The organism is Vogesella urethralis (assembly GCF_007644045.2).
GTDB classification, from domain to species: Bacteria; Pseudomonadota; Gammaproteobacteria; order Burkholderiales; family Chromobacteriaceae; genus Vogesella; species Vogesella urethralis.
Genome location: NZ_VMDW02000099.1, coordinates 45532 through 61895 on the forward strand (window position 1 = coordinate 45532; position 16364 = coordinate 61895).

The 16364-nt window shown below is 65.6% G+C and carries 13 protein-coding genes; 5 read left to right on the forward strand and 8 right to left on the reverse strand.

The genetic code is table 11. From position 1 onward, the window contains the following. Nucleotides 1-344: 344 nt before the first annotated feature. Nucleotides 345-3839 carry an indolepyruvate ferredoxin oxidoreductase family protein gene (locus tag FLQ03_RS12865; RefSeq protein WP_144370576.1) on the forward strand — a complete coding sequence of 1165 codons (3495 nt, stop codon included), beginning with the start codon at nucleotides 345-347 and terminating at the stop codon, nucleotides 3837-3839. 45 nt (nucleotides 3840-3884) lie between these two features. Here the strand turns inward: FLQ03_RS12865 and FLQ03_RS12870 are convergent, their stop codons facing one another. Continuing rightward, on the reverse strand, nucleotides 3885-4094 hold the full coding sequence (locus FLQ03_RS12870; RefSeq protein WP_144370577.1) for a hypothetical protein: 210 nt from the start codon (nucleotides 4092-4094) through the stop codon (nucleotides 3885-3887). 153 nt (nucleotides 4095-4247) lie between these two features. Here FLQ03_RS12870 and FLQ03_RS12875 point away from each other — a divergent pair, with 153 nt between their 5' ends. Beyond that, nucleotides 4248-4709, forward strand: a complete 462-nt coding sequence (locus FLQ03_RS12875) for a GNAT family N-acetyltransferase (RefSeq protein ID WP_144370578.1) — start codon at nucleotides 4248-4250, stop codon at nucleotides 4707-4709. 105 nt (nucleotides 4710-4814) lie between these two features. Here FLQ03_RS12875 and FLQ03_RS12880 read toward each other — a convergent pair whose 3' ends face one another. The 6 genes from FLQ03_RS12880 to FLQ03_RS12905 all read right to left on the reverse strand — a co-directional run bounded on the left by FLQ03_RS12880 (nucleotide 4815) and on the right by FLQ03_RS12905 (nucleotide 10333). Further along, entirely contained in the window at nucleotides 4815-5054 is a 240-nt protein-coding gene (locus FLQ03_RS12880; protein WP_144370579.1) for a hypothetical protein, read from the reverse strand. A gap of 53 nt (nucleotides 5055-5107) precedes the next feature. Then, on the reverse strand, nucleotides 5108-6139 hold the full coding sequence (locus FLQ03_RS12885; protein WP_144370580.1) for an AbrB family transcriptional regulator: 1032 nt from the start codon (nucleotides 6137-6139) through the stop codon (nucleotides 5108-5110). Between the two features lie 59 nt (nucleotides 6140-6198). Continuing rightward, a complete protein-coding gene (locus tag FLQ03_RS12890) occupies nucleotides 6199-7701 on the reverse strand; it encodes a tripartite tricarboxylate transporter permease (protein WP_144370581.1) in 1503 nt (500 codons plus the stop codon). Continuing rightward, complete coding sequence (locus tag FLQ03_RS12895; RefSeq protein WP_144370582.1) at nucleotides 7702-8217, reverse strand: tripartite tricarboxylate transporter TctB family protein; 516 nt, start codon at nucleotides 8215-8217, stop codon at nucleotides 7702-7704. A gap of 3 nt (nucleotides 8218-8220) precedes the next feature. After that, nucleotides 8221-9174 carry a Bug family tripartite tricarboxylate transporter substrate binding protein gene (locus FLQ03_RS12900; RefSeq protein WP_144370583.1) on the reverse strand — a complete coding sequence of 318 codons (954 nt, stop codon included), beginning with the start codon at nucleotides 9172-9174 and terminating at the stop codon, nucleotides 8221-8223. A gap of 91 nt (nucleotides 9175-9265) precedes the next feature. Continuing rightward, nucleotides 9266-10333, reverse strand: coding sequence for an ABC transporter substrate-binding protein (locus FLQ03_RS12905; RefSeq protein WP_144370584.1), 1068 nt, complete (start codon nucleotides 10331-10333; stop codon nucleotides 9266-9268). A 198-nt stretch (nucleotides 10334-10531) separates the two neighbouring features. On the opposite strand from FLQ03_RS12905, the gene FLQ03_RS12910 reads away from it, so the two are divergent. Genes FLQ03_RS12910 through FLQ03_RS12920 form a run of 3 tightly spaced genes read left to right on the forward strand, consistent with a single transcriptional unit; the run spans nucleotide 10532 to nucleotide 15765 of the window. Further along, nucleotides 10532-11200 carry a response regulator gene (locus FLQ03_RS12910; RefSeq protein WP_144370585.1) on the forward strand — a complete coding sequence of 223 codons (669 nt, stop codon included), beginning with the start codon at nucleotides 10532-10534 and terminating at the stop codon, nucleotides 11198-11200. Further along, a complete protein-coding gene (locus FLQ03_RS12915; protein ID WP_144370586.1) occupies nucleotides 11197-12606 on the forward strand; it encodes a sensor histidine kinase in 1410 nt (469 codons plus the stop codon). The genes FLQ03_RS12910 and FLQ03_RS12915 overlap by 4 nt, the downstream gene beginning before the upstream one ends. A gap of 12 nt (nucleotides 12607-12618) precedes the next feature. After that, the gene (locus tag FLQ03_RS12920) at nucleotides 12619-15765 is read left to right on the forward strand and encodes a bifunctional diguanylate cyclase/phosphodiesterase (protein ID WP_144370587.1); all 3147 of its coding nucleotides are present in this window, start codon (nucleotides 12619-12621) and stop codon (nucleotides 15763-15765) included. 121 nt (nucleotides 15766-15886) lie between these two features. On the opposite strand, the gene pyrI is transcribed toward FLQ03_RS12920, so the two are convergent. Continuing rightward, nucleotides 15887-16354 (reverse strand): aspartate carbamoyltransferase regulatory subunit, encoded by a 468-nt coding sequence (gene pyrI / locus FLQ03_RS12925; protein ID WP_144370588.1) that lies wholly within the window; start codon nucleotides 16352-16354, stop codon nucleotides 15887-15889. Between the last annotated feature and the right edge of the window lie 10 nt (nucleotides 16355-16364).

Sequence of the window (16364 nt, forward strand, 5' to 3'; positions counted from 1 at the left end):
CGGTGCGGCGCTGGCGCGCTCAACCGTGGCGGCAGAACGCAGTGTTTCCACCTGCGGCACGCGTGAACAGCACCATGCCGTGCGGGTAGCGGCGGCGATTTTGCTGCACTGGCACATTTGCCGCACTCGCGTGTGCGCGAGGCGGAAAAAAACGACAAAGCTTTTGACGTTTACGTTTACGTCAACTAGTGTTCGCACAAAGCGGTGGCCACGCCACCAGCACACTATAAAGAGACAGAGACATCGCCCGCTGCTTACCGCTGCCGGGCCACATCACCAGGACGGGACGGCTCACAAGGCTTCACCCGACCCGCTGCGACAAGCACACAGATGGAGGAGACACCATGTCGATTCGCCACGTCGAACTGGAAGACAAATACACGGCACCTACCGGGCAGGTATTGCTCAACGGTATCCAGGCGCTGGTACGCCTGCCGATGATGCAGCAGGCGCGCGACCGAGCCGCCGGGCTGAACACCGCCGGCTACGTTACCGGCTACCGCGGCTCGCCGCTGGGCAACGTGGACCAGACCATGCAGAAGGCCAGCAAGCACCTGGCCGCGCACAATGTGGTGTTCCACCCGGGCCTCAACGAGGACCTGGCCGCTACCGCGGTGTGGGGCACGCAGCAGGTGAACATGTTCGAGGGGGCCAAGTACGACGGCGTGTATTCGATGTGGTACGGCAAGGGCCCTGGGGTAGACCGCTCCGGTGACGTGATCAAGCACGGCAACGTGGCCGGCACCAGCAAGTTCGGCGGCGTGCTGCTGATCTGCGGCGACGACCACGCCGCCAAGTCGTCCACCTTCCCGCACCAGTCCGACCACATCCTGGCCGCCAGCATGATTCCGGTGCTCAGCCCGTCCGGCGTGCAAGAGGTGATCGACTACGGCCTGCACGCCTGGGCCATGAGCCGTTATTCCGGTTGCTGGGTGTCGATCAAGGCCATCTCCGACACCATCGAAAGCGCCGCCGTGGTGGACATCAGCCCCGAGCGCGTGCAAACGCTGATCCCCGAAGACTTCCCGCTGCCGCCGGACGGCTTGTCCATCCGCTGGCCGGATACCCCGCTGGCGCAGGAAAAGCGCGTGCTGCACCACCGCCTGTACGCGGCGCTGGCCTACGCCCGCGTCAACAAGCTCAACCACGTGACGCTGGATTCACCCAAGGCGCGGCTGGGCATCATCACCTGTGGCAAGAGCTACCTGGACGTGATGCAGGCGCTGGACGACCTGGGCATCGACGAAAAACTGGCCGCCGACATCGGCCTGCGCATTTTCAAGGTGGGCATGGTGTGGCCGCTGGAGCCGGAAGGCGTGCGCCAGTTTGCCGAAGGCCTGGAAGAGATCATGGTGATCGAGGAAAAACGCCAGATCATCGAATACCAGCTGAAAGAACAGCTGTACAACTGGCGCGACGACGTGCGCCCGCGCGTGGTGGGCAAGTTTGCCGAAAAAGGCGAATGGGCGCTGCCGCACGGCGACTGGCTGCTGCCGGCTGCCGGCGAGCTGACCCCGGCCATGATCGCCCGCGCCATCGCCAAGCGCCTTGCCAACCTGTACGACAGCCCGGTGATCCACGATCGCCTGAAGTTCTACGACGACAAGGAAGCCCAGCTGGTAAAACCGCGCGAAGCCATCGCGCGCATTCCGCATTACTGCAGTGGCTGCCCGCACAACACCAGCACCAAGGTGCCGGAAGGCAGCCGCGCCGTGGCTGGCATCGGTTGCCACTACATGGCGCACTGGATCGAAGGCGACAGCACCAAGACCTTTACCCAGATGGGCGGCGAAGGCATCACCTGGCTAGGCCAGGCGCCGTTTACCACTACCAAGCACGTGTTTACCAACCTGGGTGACGGCACCTACTTCCACTCCGGCCTGCTGGCCATCCGCGCTGCGGTGGCGGGCAAGGTCAACATCACCTACAAGATCCTGTACAACGACGCGGTGGCGATGACCGGCGGCCAGAACGTGGACGGCTACCTTGACGTGCCGATGATTACCCGCCAGGTGCACGCCGAAGGGGTTGGCCGCATCGTCATCACCAGCGACGACCCGGACAAGTACCGCACCGCGCACGGCCTGAAAGAAGGCCTGGCGCCGGGCGTGGAAGTGTTCCATCGCCGCGAGCTGGACCGGCTGCAAAAAGAGCTGCGCGATACCGCCGGTGTCACCATCCTGATTCACGACCAGACCTGTGCCGCCGAGAAGCGCCGCCGCCGTAAACGCAAGGAATTCCCCGATCCGGACCGCCGCGCCTTCATCAACGAGCGCGTGTGCGAAGGCTGTGGCGATTGCGGCAAGAAATCCGGCTGCCTGTCGGTACTGCCGGTGGAAACCGCGCTGGGCCGCAAGCGCAAGATCGACCAGAGCAGCTGCAACAAGGACTTCTCCTGCGTGGAAGGCTTCTGCCCCAGCTTCGTGTCGGTTGCGGGCGCCAAGGTGCGCAAGCCCGGTGGTGCCGCTGCCAGCCTGGCCAGCATGCCGTCGCTGCCGCAGCCGCAACTGCCGGGTGTGCACGAGCCGTTCGGCATCATGGTCACCGGCGTCGGTGGTACCGGCGTGGTCACCATCGGCCAGGTACTGGCCATGGCTGCGCACCTGGACAACAAGGGCGTGACGGTGCTGGACATGGCCGGCCTGGCGCAAAAAGGCGGCTCGGTGTGGTCGCACGTGCGCATTGCCGACAGCCAGGAAAAACTGCACGCGGTACGTATTGCCGCCGGTGACGCCAACCTGGTGCTGGGCTGCGACCTGGTGGTGACCGCCGCCGAGGAAGCGCTGGCCAAGATGCGCGAAGGCTTCAGCCACGTGGTGGTGAACAACTACGAATCGCCGACCAGCGCCTTCCTGAAAAACCCGGACGTGCGCTTCCCGGCCAAGGCAATGAAAGACGCGATTGTCGAGTCGGTGGGCAGCCAGCACTTTGCCGAAGTGAACGCCACCCGCATTGCCACCGCGCTGATGGGCGACGCCATTGCGGCCAACATGTTCATGCTGGGCTACGCCTGGCAGCAGGGCCAGGTACCGGTATCGCTGGAAGCCATCATGAAAGCCATCGAGCTGAACGGCGCCGCCGTGCAGTTCAACCAGGACGCCTTCCAGTGGGGCCGCCACGCCGCGCACGACCCGGCGCGCATCGAGACCCTGGTCAGCCCGTCGGCGGTGGTGCAGTTCGTCCCGCGTGAAACGGTGGAAGGCGTGATGCACCACCGCAGCAAGGAGCTGGTGGCCTACCAGGACGACAAGCTGGCCGCCCGCTACAAGGCGCTGGTGGAGCAGGTGAAAGCCGCCGAAGAACGTGCCAAGCCGGGCAGCAGCGCGCTGACGCTGGCGGTAGCCCGTGCCTACTACCACGTGCTGGCCTACAAGGACGAATACGAAGTGGCGCGCCTGTACAGCGACGGCGAGTTCCAGCGGGCGCTGAAAGAGCAGTTCGACGGCGACCTCACCCTCACCTTCCACTTTGGCGCCAGCTGGATGACCGGCCATCAGCCGAAAAAGGTGAACCTGGGGTCGTGGGCGATGAAGGCGCTGGGGGTGATTGCCCGCTTCAAGGGCCTGCGCGGCAGCGCGCTGGACCCGTTCGGCTGGCAAGCCGACCGCCGTCTGGAGCGCGCGATGATCACCGAGTTCGAAAACCTGGTGGCCGAGCTGTGCGACCGGCTGTCGGCGGCCAACCTGGCCACCGCCACCGAGATGGTGAAACTGTACGAAGGCATTCGCGGCTTCGGTCACGTCAAAGAGGCGGGCTATCAAGCCGCCCAAACACGGCTGACCGAGTTGCGCAAAGGGTTCGATGCGCCGCCGTCCTCGCAAAAGGGCGCGGCCGCGTAACGGGCATTGTTTGAGGGTGTTTGACGGGCCGCAAGGCCCGTTTTTTTATGCGCTATGCAGATATTGCATATCGCGAGGAGCACGGTCCAGCCCGCAGCCGTACAGCACCATGGCGCTCCACATTGGCAGCAACAACATCAGTAGAGCCGGTAGCCACAGCGGGGTGGCTGGCCACAGCAGCAGCATGCCGCCGCACAGCAGGGTGGCCAGCGGCAACGCCGCCAGCGCGGCCAGGGTGAGTTCACGGTTCAGCATGTGGGCAACAGTCGGTAAGCGAAGGCGCGACAGCATGCCCGCCCGTTGTGGCAAGGCGATGAAAGCGGGGTGACGGCGGCGTGACAGCCGCTACTGGCTGCATCGGATAATAAGTGGTATTAAACAGGTTTGAATTATCCACAGGAAAACGCCATGCCTGCCGACATTCTGGTAAAGCTGTACGGTTTGCCACCCTGCCCCGCCGTGCCCGATGGCGTGGTGTTGCGCCACCCGCTACCGCACGAACGCAGCGCGTGGCGCATGTGGATAAGCCAGACGTTTTCTGAAGGCTGGGCCGACGAATTCGATACGGCTTTCCGGCAGCAACCGGCCTCGGCCTGGGTAATGCAGCGGGGTGCGGAACGGCTGGGTTTTGCTTGCTACGATGTGACAGCGCGCGGCTTCTTCGGCCCCACTGGTGTCAAGCAAAGCGAGCAAGGTCAAGGCTTTGGACGCATATTGCTGCTGGCGTCGATGCACGCGCTACGCGAGCTGGGCTACGGCTACGCCATCATCGGCAGCGCCGGGCCGGTGGACTTTTATTTGCGCACCTTGCCGGCCATGTTGATCCCCGACAGCCACCCCGGAATTTATCCACAGCCTGTTGATAAGTAGTGGAAAGCCAGCAATGGCAAGGGGCATACCCAGCCGGCCTGCGGCGGCTGCAACCCTGTGGTGCAGCCCTGCGGCCAACGTTAAACCAATAAAATACCAGTTACTTTACGACACCTTGCGCGCCGGAAACAGGCTGAGGCGACGGGCGTCGTCGACAGCTTGTTCCATATCGCTGGTTTCCTGCTGCCATACCCAAACCTTGTGCTGCGGGTCGTAGGTTTCCACCAGCCACAGCTTTTTGCCGCTGCCCAGCGCCACCAGGCGGGCACGGGCGGGTTGCTGGTAGTTGAAGATGACGGCGTCGCTGGTGACGGGGGCTTGTGGCTTGGTAAACAGGCTACGCATGATGAGGTCCGGGATGGGGTATGGCGGTTTTTATTGCAAATGCCATGCCAGCTTCAAACACGCGCTTGAGCCGGTGCCAGCCAGCGCGATAGCGGCTCGGCTAGCAGTAGCACCATCACCAGCCGGCACAGCTGAAAGCCGATGATGCTGGGCACATCCAGCCCCATCGCTTTGGCGGTCAGGCACATTTCGGTAATGCCGCCGGGGGCTAGCGCCAGGATGGTCAGCGCCGGCGGCAGGCCGGCAAGCCACGCCAGCAGCCAGGCACCGCCCAGGGCCAGCAGCAGCAGGCTGGCCAGACTGGCCAGGAATGCGGCCAGAAAGCGCGGAGCGGCCAGCATTTGCCGGCGGTCGAAGCGCACGCCCAGCGCAATGCCGATCAGCAGCTGCGCCAGCTCTACCCAGCCGGCGGGCAGGCTGCCGCTGACCGTGTTACTGCTGGCCAGCACTAGGCTGACCAGCAGCGGCCCGATGAACCACGGGTTGGGGACGTGCCGCCACTGCAGTAGTGCGCCCAGCGCCAAGGCCGGCAGCAGCCACGGCAGTGCGCTGCTGCCCAGTGGTGCAAGCGTGGTGGCAAATGGTGCAGCGCTGTGCCCGAACAGGGCAAAGGCGCCGGGGTACAGCAGCACCACGATCAGCACGCGCAGGCTCTGGCCCAGCACGATCCATTCGCTTTTTGCGCCACGGCGGGCGCCGATGGCGGTCATTTCCGAAGCGCCGCCCGGCAGCGCCACCAGCCAGGCGGTAAGCGGGTCCAGCCCCGGGCACAGCCGGCGCAGCAACTGCATGGCCAGCCACGCCAGCAGGAAAGCAAACGCTACCGCCAGCGCAATCCACGGCGCCAGCGCCACCGTGCGCAACAAGGCCTCATGGCTGAAGGTGAGCCCCAGCGCCAGCCCGACGATGGCCTGGCCCAGCTCACGGCTGTAACGCACGCTGGCCAGCGGCAGCCCCAGCAGGCGGCCTGCCAGCATGGCCAGCAAGGGGCCCAGCAGCCACGGCAGCGGCCCGCCGGCGGCGTGCCAAAAAAAAACACCAGCTAGACTGATGACGAGTCCGCTGGCGTATGAGAAGTACAACATCGCTTGTACCGGGAGTACAGGGTGAGCGGCCGCTTCTGACGGCGGCCATCAGCAGGCGGTCAGGCTTGCAGCAGTTTCTGGCGGCGCTTCATCAGCGGCGGCACGATCAGGATGGCGGCGGTCACCAGCAGGATCACCAGCGAGATCGGGTGCGTCACGAACACGGTGAGGTCGCCCTGGTGGATGGACATGGCGCGGCGGAAGTGTTTCTCGGCCATCGGGCCCACGATCAGGCCGACGATCAGCGGCACCACCGGGAAGTCGTAGCGTCGCATCAGGAAGCCCAGCACGCCGATGATGTACAGCAGCATCAGGTCGAACCAGCTCTGGCGCAGTGCGTAGGCACCCATGGTGGCCAGCAGCACGATGCCACCGTACAGCAGCGGGCGCGGCACTTTCAGGAACTGTACCCACAGGCCGACCAGCGGCAGGTTCAGCACCAGCAGCATGACGTTGCCGATATACAGCGAGGCGATCAGGCCCCACACCAGCTCGGGGTTGGTATCGAACAGCAGCGGGCCGGGCACGATGTTGTACTGCTGGAAGGCAGACAGCATGATGGCGGCGGTGGCCGAGGTGGGGATACCCAGTGTCAGCAGCGGTACCAGCGTGCCGGTGACGGCGGCGTTGTTGGCCGCTTCCGGGCCGGCCACGCCTTCGATGGCGCCTTTGCCGAATTCTTTCTGCACTTCCGGGCTGGCCAGCTTGCGCTCGGCCGAATACGACAGGAAGGTGGGCATCTCGGTACCACCGGCCGGCAGGGTGCCGAAGGGGAAGCCGATGGCGGTACCGCGCAGCCACGGTTTCCACGAGCGCTTCCAGTCGTCCTTGCTCATCCAGAACTTGCCGGTCAGCGTTTCCAGGCCGGCTTTTACCTTGTTCTCGTAGGTGGCGGTGTACAGCGTTTCGCCTACCGCGAACAGGCCCATGGCGATGACCACGATGTCGATACCGTCGATCAGCGGCATCAGGCCGAAGGTAAAGCGGCTCTGGCCGGATTGCGGCTCGATGCCGATCAGGCCGATGGCCAGGCCCAGCATCAGGGCGATGAAGCCTTTCAACGGCGAGTTGCCCAGTACGGCAGACACGGCGGCAAAAGTCATCATCATCAGCGAGAAGGTTTCTACCGGGCCCAGTTGCAGCGCGAAGCCGGCAATGATCGGGGCCAGCAGCGTCAGCAGCACGGTGGCAATGGAGCCGGCCACGAAGGAGCCGATGGCGGCGGTGGACAGTGCCGGGCCGGCACGGCCGGCCTTGGCCATCTTGTTGCCTTCCAGCGCCGACACGATGGAGCCGGCTTCACCCGGGGTGTTCAGCAGGATGGAGGTGGTGGAGCCGCCGAACATGGCGCCGTAGTACACGCCGGCCAGCATGATCAGCGCGCCGGTCGGGTCCACGCTCTGGGTAACAGGCAGCAGCAGCGCCACGGTAACGGCCGGGCCGACGCCAGGCAGTACGCCGATGGCGGTGCCCAGGGTGCAGCCCAGCAGCGCCCACAGCAGGTTGGCCGGGGTCAGCGCGGTGGCAAAGCCCAGCGAAAACAGGGCGTTCAAGGATTCCATTTACAGTACTCCCCCGGTCAGCAGGGACGGCAGGTTCAGGCCCAGCCATTTGAAGAGGTGGAACAGGCCGAGGGCCAGCAGGAAGGACAGCACCAGGTCCAGTGTCGGGCGGCGCGTTTCCAGCGCACGGCAGATACCGAAGCACAGCAGGGTGCCGGCCAGGGTGAAACCGATCAGGCCGATCAGCGCCATGTGGGCAATCAGGCTGCCGCTGGCGATGGCAAACATGCGCCAGTCGGCGTCGCCGCGTTCGGCTTCTTCTTCGGCTTCCAGTTGTTCCGCGTCGTTCTCGCCGTCGCTCAGCACGGTGTCCGGCCCGTTACGGTGGCGACGCTGCATCAGCAACGCGCCACCGGCAACGATAAGACCGGTTACCACCAGTGACGGGAAGAAGCGCGGCCCGATGCCGGCGTAACCGGCATCGTTCGGGATCTCCTGCAACTGCCAGGCCATGAACAGGCCCAGCAGGATGATCCCGAAGGCGAGCCATTGCTCGCCAGATACGCGCTTGATCATGGCTTAGTTACCCAGCTTCAGTTTCTTCACGGTAGCGGCAGTGCGCTTGATGTCTTCGTTCAGGAAGGTCTGGAAGCTATCGCCGCTTTGCAGCATGTCCAGCCATTCCATTTTCTCGGCCTTGGCTTTCCAGGTCGGCGACTTCACTGCGGTTTCCACCATCTTGATCAGCTGGGCTTTCTGGGCCGCGTTGATGCCCGGGGGCGCAAATACGCCACGCCAGTTGTACACCACCACGTCGGTGCCCTGTTCGCGGATGGTCGGAACCGGGATATCCGGGTTGCGGGTGGCGGCAGAGATGCCCAGTGCGCGTACCTTGCCGGCCTTGATCAGGTCGGCCAACTCGCCGTAGCCGCTGATGTAGGCGGCAATCTGGTTACCCAGGATGGCGGCCTTGCCTTCACCACCACCGGCAAACGGGATGTAGTTCAGCTTGTCCGGGTCCACGCCGGCTTTTTCCGACATCAGGCTGGCCATGATGTGGTCAATGCCACCGGCCGAACCGCCGCCGATGCTCACCGAACCCGGGTTGGCCTTGTAGGCGGCCATCAGGTCCTTGATGGATTTGTACGGCGACGCGGCCGGTACCACGATGACGTTGAATTCACCCATCAGGCGCGAAATCGGGGTCACCATGCCGAAGTTCACCGGCGATTTGTTGGTTTCCAGCGCGCCAACGGTCACGGCACCTGCTACCAGCAAGGCGTTGGGGTTGCCCTTCTCATTGTTGACGAACTGCGCCATGCCGATGGCACCACCGGCACCGGCCTTGTTTTCCACCACCACGTTCTTGGCCTGGCCGGAAGCTTGCAGTGCCTCGCCCAGGGTGCGAGCGATGGTGTCGAAGCCGCCGCCCGGGTTGGCCGGGGCCATGATCTTGAATTGTTCAACTTGGGCCTGGGCGGCCATCGGGGCCAGGGCTACCAGGCAGGAAACCAGCAGGGCTTTCAGTTTCATGAGTCTCTCCAGTGTTGTGGTACAGCAGTGTTGTGGTACTACGCGTAATACGTCCTCGGACGGGACGATGTTTCATTCTTGCGGCCGCGCTTCAGTGCGTCGGCCGGTTACTGGCGGGTAGCTGTTCGCGCCAGCGTTTCAAAAACAGGCTCTTCTTGGCCGTATCCAGGTACACCAGCAGGCCGCTACCCACCTGAATGGGCCGCAGGTTGGCCGCATTGCGTTTCAGGTCGATCGTGCCCAGTTGGCGCGGCAGGTCTTCGCGTATCGGCGGCAGACCACTGCTTTGCGCCAGCACTTGCTGCCCGTCGCGCGACAGCACGAAATCGGTCCACAAGCGCGCCGCTGCGGTGTGGCGTGCGGCCTTGTGGATCAGCATCAAGCGCGTTACCACCAGCGCGTAGTCCTGCGGCAGTACCCAGCCCACTTGCGGCTGGTGGCGGGCAAAACTCACCGCGTACGGCCCCAGCACGTTGTAGGCGATATCGGCCTCGCCCTGCTGCAGCCGGCGCAATAGCGTCAGGCTGTTGCCTTCCTGGAAGCGCACGCTGCTGCCCAGCGCGGCGGCCAGATCCCAGAACTCGGCGTTGTGGCGCGAGTCCTGGCTGAAAAACAAATAGCCGGCACCGGAGGCTTCCACGTCGTAGGTGGCTACCCGCCAGTGGCTGGCTTGTGCCCGCAGCGCCCGCCGCAGCGCGGTGTGCGTTTGCGGCATGCTGGCCGGCGCCACCCGCTGGCGGTGGTAGGCAAACACCACCGGCTCGTAGGTGGTGCCGTATACCTCGTCGCGCCACGATGCCCAGTCCGGCAGCGCCTCTTTCTCCGCGCTGCGGTAACGCAGCGCGTGGCCGTCGTTCACCAGCTTCACCTGCAGGTCCATCGCCGAGCTCCACAGCACGTCGCCGCTGTCGGCATTGCCCAGCAGCGCCCGGCGGTAGATGTCGGCACTGTTCAGCTCGCGGTACTGCACGCGGATGAACGGATAACGCGCCTGGAACGCTGCCAGCAGCGGCGCCACCTGTTCGCGGTCGATGGTGGAGTGCACCAGCAAGGTGCCCTCGCGCCGCGCCGCTTCGCTCAGGCCGCTCTGCATGCCGTTGCCGGCGGCCAGCAGCGGGCTGAAGGCCAGGCACAGCAAGGTCAGGCACAGACGGGACATACACGACTCCTTAGGCTTGCACCCAGTCTAGACAGCGCTAGCTTTCATTTCCCTTTCACTGTCTGACAATGGTGCAAGAATGCTGCAGCCTGCGCCTTAAGGGTGCTTGGCACGGCGGCAGCGGGTGATAGGATGAAAAGACAATACAGCGATAAACGCCCGGCGCCGCCCGACGGCACCGGCAACACAGAGACTGCAATGAGACTGCTCTTAGTAGAAGACAACCACGATATTGCCACCTGGCTGCAGAAGGCGCTCAGCGCCGCCGGCCATGCGGTGGATATTGCCCCCGACGGCGTGCAGGCCGACCAGTTGCTGTCGTACGAGCCGTACGCGCTGGTGATCCTGGATATCGGCCTGCCGCGCATGGATGGTTTCGAGGTACTGAAGCGCCTGCGCCGGCGCGGCAACCGCGTACCGGTGCTGGTGCTGACCGCGCAAACCGGCATCGACGCCCGCGTGCACGGCCTGGACCTGGGCGCCGACGACTACCTGGGCAAGCCGTTCGAGCTGGCCGAGCTGGAAGCGCGCGTGCGCGCCCTGCTGCGCCGGGCGCAAGGCAGCGAGGGCGGCGTGCTGCAGTGTGGCGAGCTGGTGTTCGAGCCGGCACACAAGCGCTTTGCCGTCTGCGGCCAACCTTTGGCGCTGACGCCGCGCGAGATGGCGGTGCTGGAGGTGCTGATCTACCGCCAGGGCAAGCCGGTCAGCAAGGATGTGCTGGCCGACCAGATCGTGCGTCTGGACCAGGACCTCAGCCCCGACGCGATGGAAATCTACGTGCACCGCCTGCGCAAGAAACTGGCCGGCAGCGGCGTGGCCATCCTTACCCTGCGCGGGTTGGGCTATATGCTGGACGTGGCCAGATGAACCTGTCGTTGCGGCGCCAGCTGGTGCAATGGGTGGTACTGCCGCTGATTCCGCTGGCGGCGGCCACGGCGTGGCTGGCGCAGGACAACGCGCGCGAAGCGGCCAACGCTGCGTTCGACCGCACCTTGCAGGCGTCGGCGCGCAGCATTGCCGAGCGCATCGTGGTGCAGGACGGCGAGCTGGTGGTGGACATCCCGGTGGCGGCGCTGGAAATGTTCGACCCGCACTTCCAGGACCGCGTGTTCTATCGCATCGGTTTTGCCGGCGGCTCCACCATCACCGGCGACGCCGACCTGCCGCTGCCTCCGGCCCTGCCCGCTGCCGGCGAGCTGCGCTTTTACGACGCCAGCTTCCGCGACGAAGCCATCCGCAGCGTGGCGCTGGCGGTGCCGCTGTACTACGCCGGCAGCCAGCGCCTGTTGCTGGTACAGGTGGGCGAGACCACGCTGTCGCGTGCGTCGCTGGCGCGGCGGCTGTTTACCGAATCGCTGGCGCAGCAGTGGCTGATCGGCGCGGTGGCGGCCATGCTGGTGGCCATCGGCATCAACCGTGCGCTGCGGCCGCTGGGCCGGCTGCGCAGCACGCTGAAAGCCCGCGCCGGCGACCCGTCGCTGCAGCTGGACGTGAACAGCGTGCAGAAGGAGCTGCAGCCGCTGGTGATGGCGCTGAACACCGCGCTGTCGGAGCTGGAAAACCAGCTCGCCATCCGCCAGCGCTTCATTGCTGACGCCGCCCACCAGCTGCGCACGCCGCTGACGCTGCTGAAAACCCAGGCCGAGTACACGCAACGGCTGGACGACCCGGCCGAGCAGAAGGCCGGCCTGGCGGCGTTGGTGCATTCCAGCGACCAGACCATCCGCCTGGCCAACCAGCTGCTGGCGCTGTCGCGCGCCGAGCCGGGGCCGGCCAGCCAGGACACCCGCCAGCTGGATATCGCCGAGCTGGCACGCGAGGTGACCATGGATTTCGTCATGTTGGCGCTGGGCAAGGCGCTGGACCTGGGGTACGAAGGCGACGACAGCGTGATGCTGTGCGGCCAACCGTTGATGTTGCGCGAGATGCTGTCCAACCTGATCGACAACGCGGTGCGCTACACGCCGCCGGGGGGCGAGATCACGGTCTCGGCCTGGCAGCGTGGCCACGAGGTGGAGCTGGTCATCAGCGACAGCGGCCCCGGCATTCCGCCGGAGGAACAGTCGCTGGTGTTCGAACGCTTTTACCGTGGCCAGCAGGCCGGCGGCGACGGTTGCGGCCTGGGGCTGGCCATCGTGCGCGAGATCGTGCGCGGCCACGACGGCCAGATCCGGCTGGAGTCCGGCAGCGTTGGCGGCCTGCGTATCGTCATCACCCTGCCACGGCAGCGCAGCGGCCAGGCGGATGACGGGTTACACTCCGCTTTTGCCTGACGTGATGCTGCCATGTACCGCCCTGCCCGACTCTGTGCCTCGCTGTTGTTGACGGCGCCCTGTTACGCCGCCGGCCAGACCGAGCCCGTGTTGGCGTCCGGCGTGCTCAGCGGCGGCCTGGCCGTGTTGGCCGCCGCGCTGGCGTGGCGGGCATGGCAACGCCAGCGCCACCACCAGCGCCTGCTGCAACAGCACCGCCGCATGCAGGTGCAGCAGGAAACCCTGCTGCAAAGCCTGGGCGAAGGGGTATGGGGCACCGATAACGCTGGCCACTGCATTTTCGTCAACGACGCCGCCTTGGCGATGCTGGGTTACCAGCGCCACGAGCTGGAACACAGCGATGCCCACGCGCTGGTGCACCACCATCACCCCGACGGCCGCCCCTACCCCGAGTACGACTGCCCCATCGTACAAACCCGGCGCGACGGCCAGCCCCGCGCCGGCGAGGATTACCTGATCTGCAAGGACGGCAGCTTCCTGCCGGTGTGGCTGACGGCAACGCCGTTGCGCGAGGAAGGCCGCCAGGTGGGCGTGGTGACCACCTTCCGCAGCATCCGCACCCAGAAAGCCGCCGGCGAGCAGATCCGCCGCCTTAACCAGGCCTATGCCGCGCTGTCGTTTACCAACCAGACCATCGTGCGCGAGCAAGACCCGCAGCGGCTGTTCGAGCGCATTTGCGAGATTGCCGTGCTGCACGGCGGCCAGCGCATGGCGTGGATCGGCCAGCACGACACCGCGCAGCAGTACCTGCGCCCGCTGGCGGTGTACGGTAGCGGTGCCGACTACCTGGACGAGATCACGGTATGGACGCGGCCGGACAAGACCGAAAGCCACGGCGCCGCCTCGCGCGCGGTGCTGGAGCAGCAGCCGGTGGTGATCCCCAGTTTTCGCGCGCTGGCGCGCCAGATCCTGGCCGGCCAGCCGCAGCTGGTCGAGCAATGGGTACAGCGCATCGAACGCTACGGCTGGGGTGCCACCGCGGCGTTTCCGATCCGCCATGCCGGCGAGCATCAGCTGGTACTGGCCGTGTATTACGGTGCCGACTTCGAGTTCGACGAGCAGCTGGTGAACCTGTTCAGCGAAATGGCCAGCGACATCGGCTACGCGCTGGACCGCATCGCCATGCAGCAGGAACAGGTCTACAGCCGGCGCCTGGAAAGCACCCGTGCCTACCTGCTGGAATGCATGAACAGCGACCCGCCGCTGCCGACAGGCCTGCAGCGCATTGCCGACTATCTGCAACCGCTGCTGCGCCGGCGTATCGCCTTCCGCCTGCCCGACGGCGCGCCACCGCCGTTTGACGGCCTGTGCCTGCCGGTGCGCGGCCTGGACGGCCACCTGCTGGCCGAACTGCACGCCGAGGGCCGCTGCGACGACAGCCTGGACCCGCACGACGAACACCTGCTGCACAGCGTGCTGCACTTGGTGGCGCTGGCCATCGAGCGCAAGCAGGCGGTGTCGCGGCTGCAGTTGGCCGCCACCGTGTTCAGCCACTCCAGCGAAGGCATCATGCTCACCACGCCGCAGGGCCTGATCGTGGACGTGAACCCGGCGTTCAGCCGCATCACCGGCTACCCGCGTGAGGCGGTGCTGGGGCAGAACCCGCGGCTGTTGTCGTCCGGGCGCCAGGACGACGGCTTTTACCAGCAGATGTGGCAAACCCTGCGCGAGCACGGCGTGTGGCAGGGCGAGATCTGGAACCGCCGCCGCGACGGCCAGACCTATCCCGAGCTGCTGACCATCTCGGCCGTTTACGACCAGGCCGGCGCCGTCAGCCATTACCTGGGCGTGTTTTCCGATATTTCGGTACTCAAGCAACAGGAAGCCCGCCTGCAGCGCCTGGCCTACCACGACGCGCTGACCGAGCTGCCCAACCGCGTGCTGCTGGCCGACCGCATGCAGCAGGCGATGGCGCAGGCACGGCGCAGCGAGCGGCTGTTGGGCGTGTGCTACCTCGACCTGGACGGTTTCAAGCCGGTGAACGACCAGTATGGCCACCAGATGGGCGACCGCGTGCTGGTGGCGTTGGCCGCCCGCTTGCGCCAGCTGGTGCACGGTGGTGACACCGTGGCGCGGCTGGGGGGTGACGAGTTCGTGGTGCTGTTCACCGAGCTGCACAGCCCCGAGCAATGCGCCCGCGCCTTGCAGGCCTTGCTGCACGAAATCGCCCTGCCGCTGGCGCTGGACGGCATGACGCTGCAGCTCACCGCCAGCATCGGCGCCACCCTCTACCCTTACGACGATGGCGACGCCGACACCCTGCTGCGTCACGCCGACCAGGCCATGTACCAGGCCAAGCAACGCGGGCGCAATTGTTACCAGCTGTTCGACAGCGAGCAGGCGCGCCAGCAGCGCGACCTCAGCGAGCAGCAGGCGCGGGTGCGCGACGCGCTGGATAGCGGCGAGTTGTGCCTGTATTACCAGCCCAAGGTGGACATGCAGGATGGCCGTGTGGTGGGCGCCGAGGCGCTGCTGCGCTGGCAGCACCCGCAGCTGGGCCTGCTGTCGCCGGCGGCGTTTCTGCCGCTGATCGCCGACAGCCCGCTGATCGTGGCCGTGGGGCAATGGGTGATCGACACCGCCCTGGCGCAGCTGGACCTGTGGCGGCGCCAGGGGCTGGTGCTGACCGTCAGCGTCAACGTGGCCGCCAGCCAGCTGCAGCAGCCCGATTTTGCCGCCCAGCTGGCGCAAAGCCTGGCGCGCTACCCGGCGCTGCCGCCGGCGCAGCTGGCGCTGGAGATTCTGGAAAGCGCGGCGCTGCGCGACATTGGCCAGGTGTCCGCCGTGATGCAGGCCTGCGCGGCGCTGGGCGTCAGCTTTGCGCTGGACGACTTCGGTACCTGCTATTCGTCGCTGACTTACTGCAAGCGCCTGCCGGCTTCCTTGCTGAAAATCGACCAGTCCTTCGTGCGCGACATGCTGGACAACAGCGAAGACCGCGCGCTGGTAGAAGGCGTCATCAGCCTGGCGCGTGCCTTCGGCCGCGAGGTGATTGCCGAAGGCGTGGAAACCATCGCCCATGCCCACGCCTTGCGCGCCATGGGCTGCCGCCTGGGCCAGGGCTACGGCATGGCGCGGCCGATGCCGGCGGCCGCCCTGCCCGTCTGGGTACAGGCGTGGCCGGCGTCGGCCGAGTGCCAGGCGCTGCTGCAGGGCTGAGCGGGTCTATTAGGTTGGCCGCAAAACAAAACGCCACTGCCGGCCGGCAGTGGCGTTCGTTTTATTGTGGCCGCTGCCGCATCGTGGCGACAGCAGTTTGGTCTATTTCCCTCTGTACGACTTAGCGCACGGCCACCACGATATCCTTGCTGAACACCTTTTCGCAATACTTGCACTTCATTTTGGTGTCGTGCTCGGTCACGCGCACGCTGAAATGGCTCTTCACCGGCTCCACGTGCGACACGCAGTTGGAGTTGGGGCAGGCAAACAGATCGGTCACTTCGGCCGGAATCGCCAGCTTCTGCTTGCGCACGACCTCGAAGTCCTCGATCACGCTGACGGTGCACTTGGGCGCCAGCAGCGCCAGCTCGTTGGCCTGCTCTTCGGTCAGCACCAGGTTTTCCACCTTGATCAGGTCCTTGCTGCCCATGTGGCCACTGGACAGGTTGAGACCCACGGTGACGCGCTCGCCGTAGCGGGTGAGCTCGAACAGGTCGAGGATGCGCAGGCCCATGCCGGCCGGGATGTGGTCGATGACGGTGCCGTTCTTCAGGGCTTCGACATTGCGGGCGTAGACTTTTTCGCTCATGGTTTTTCCT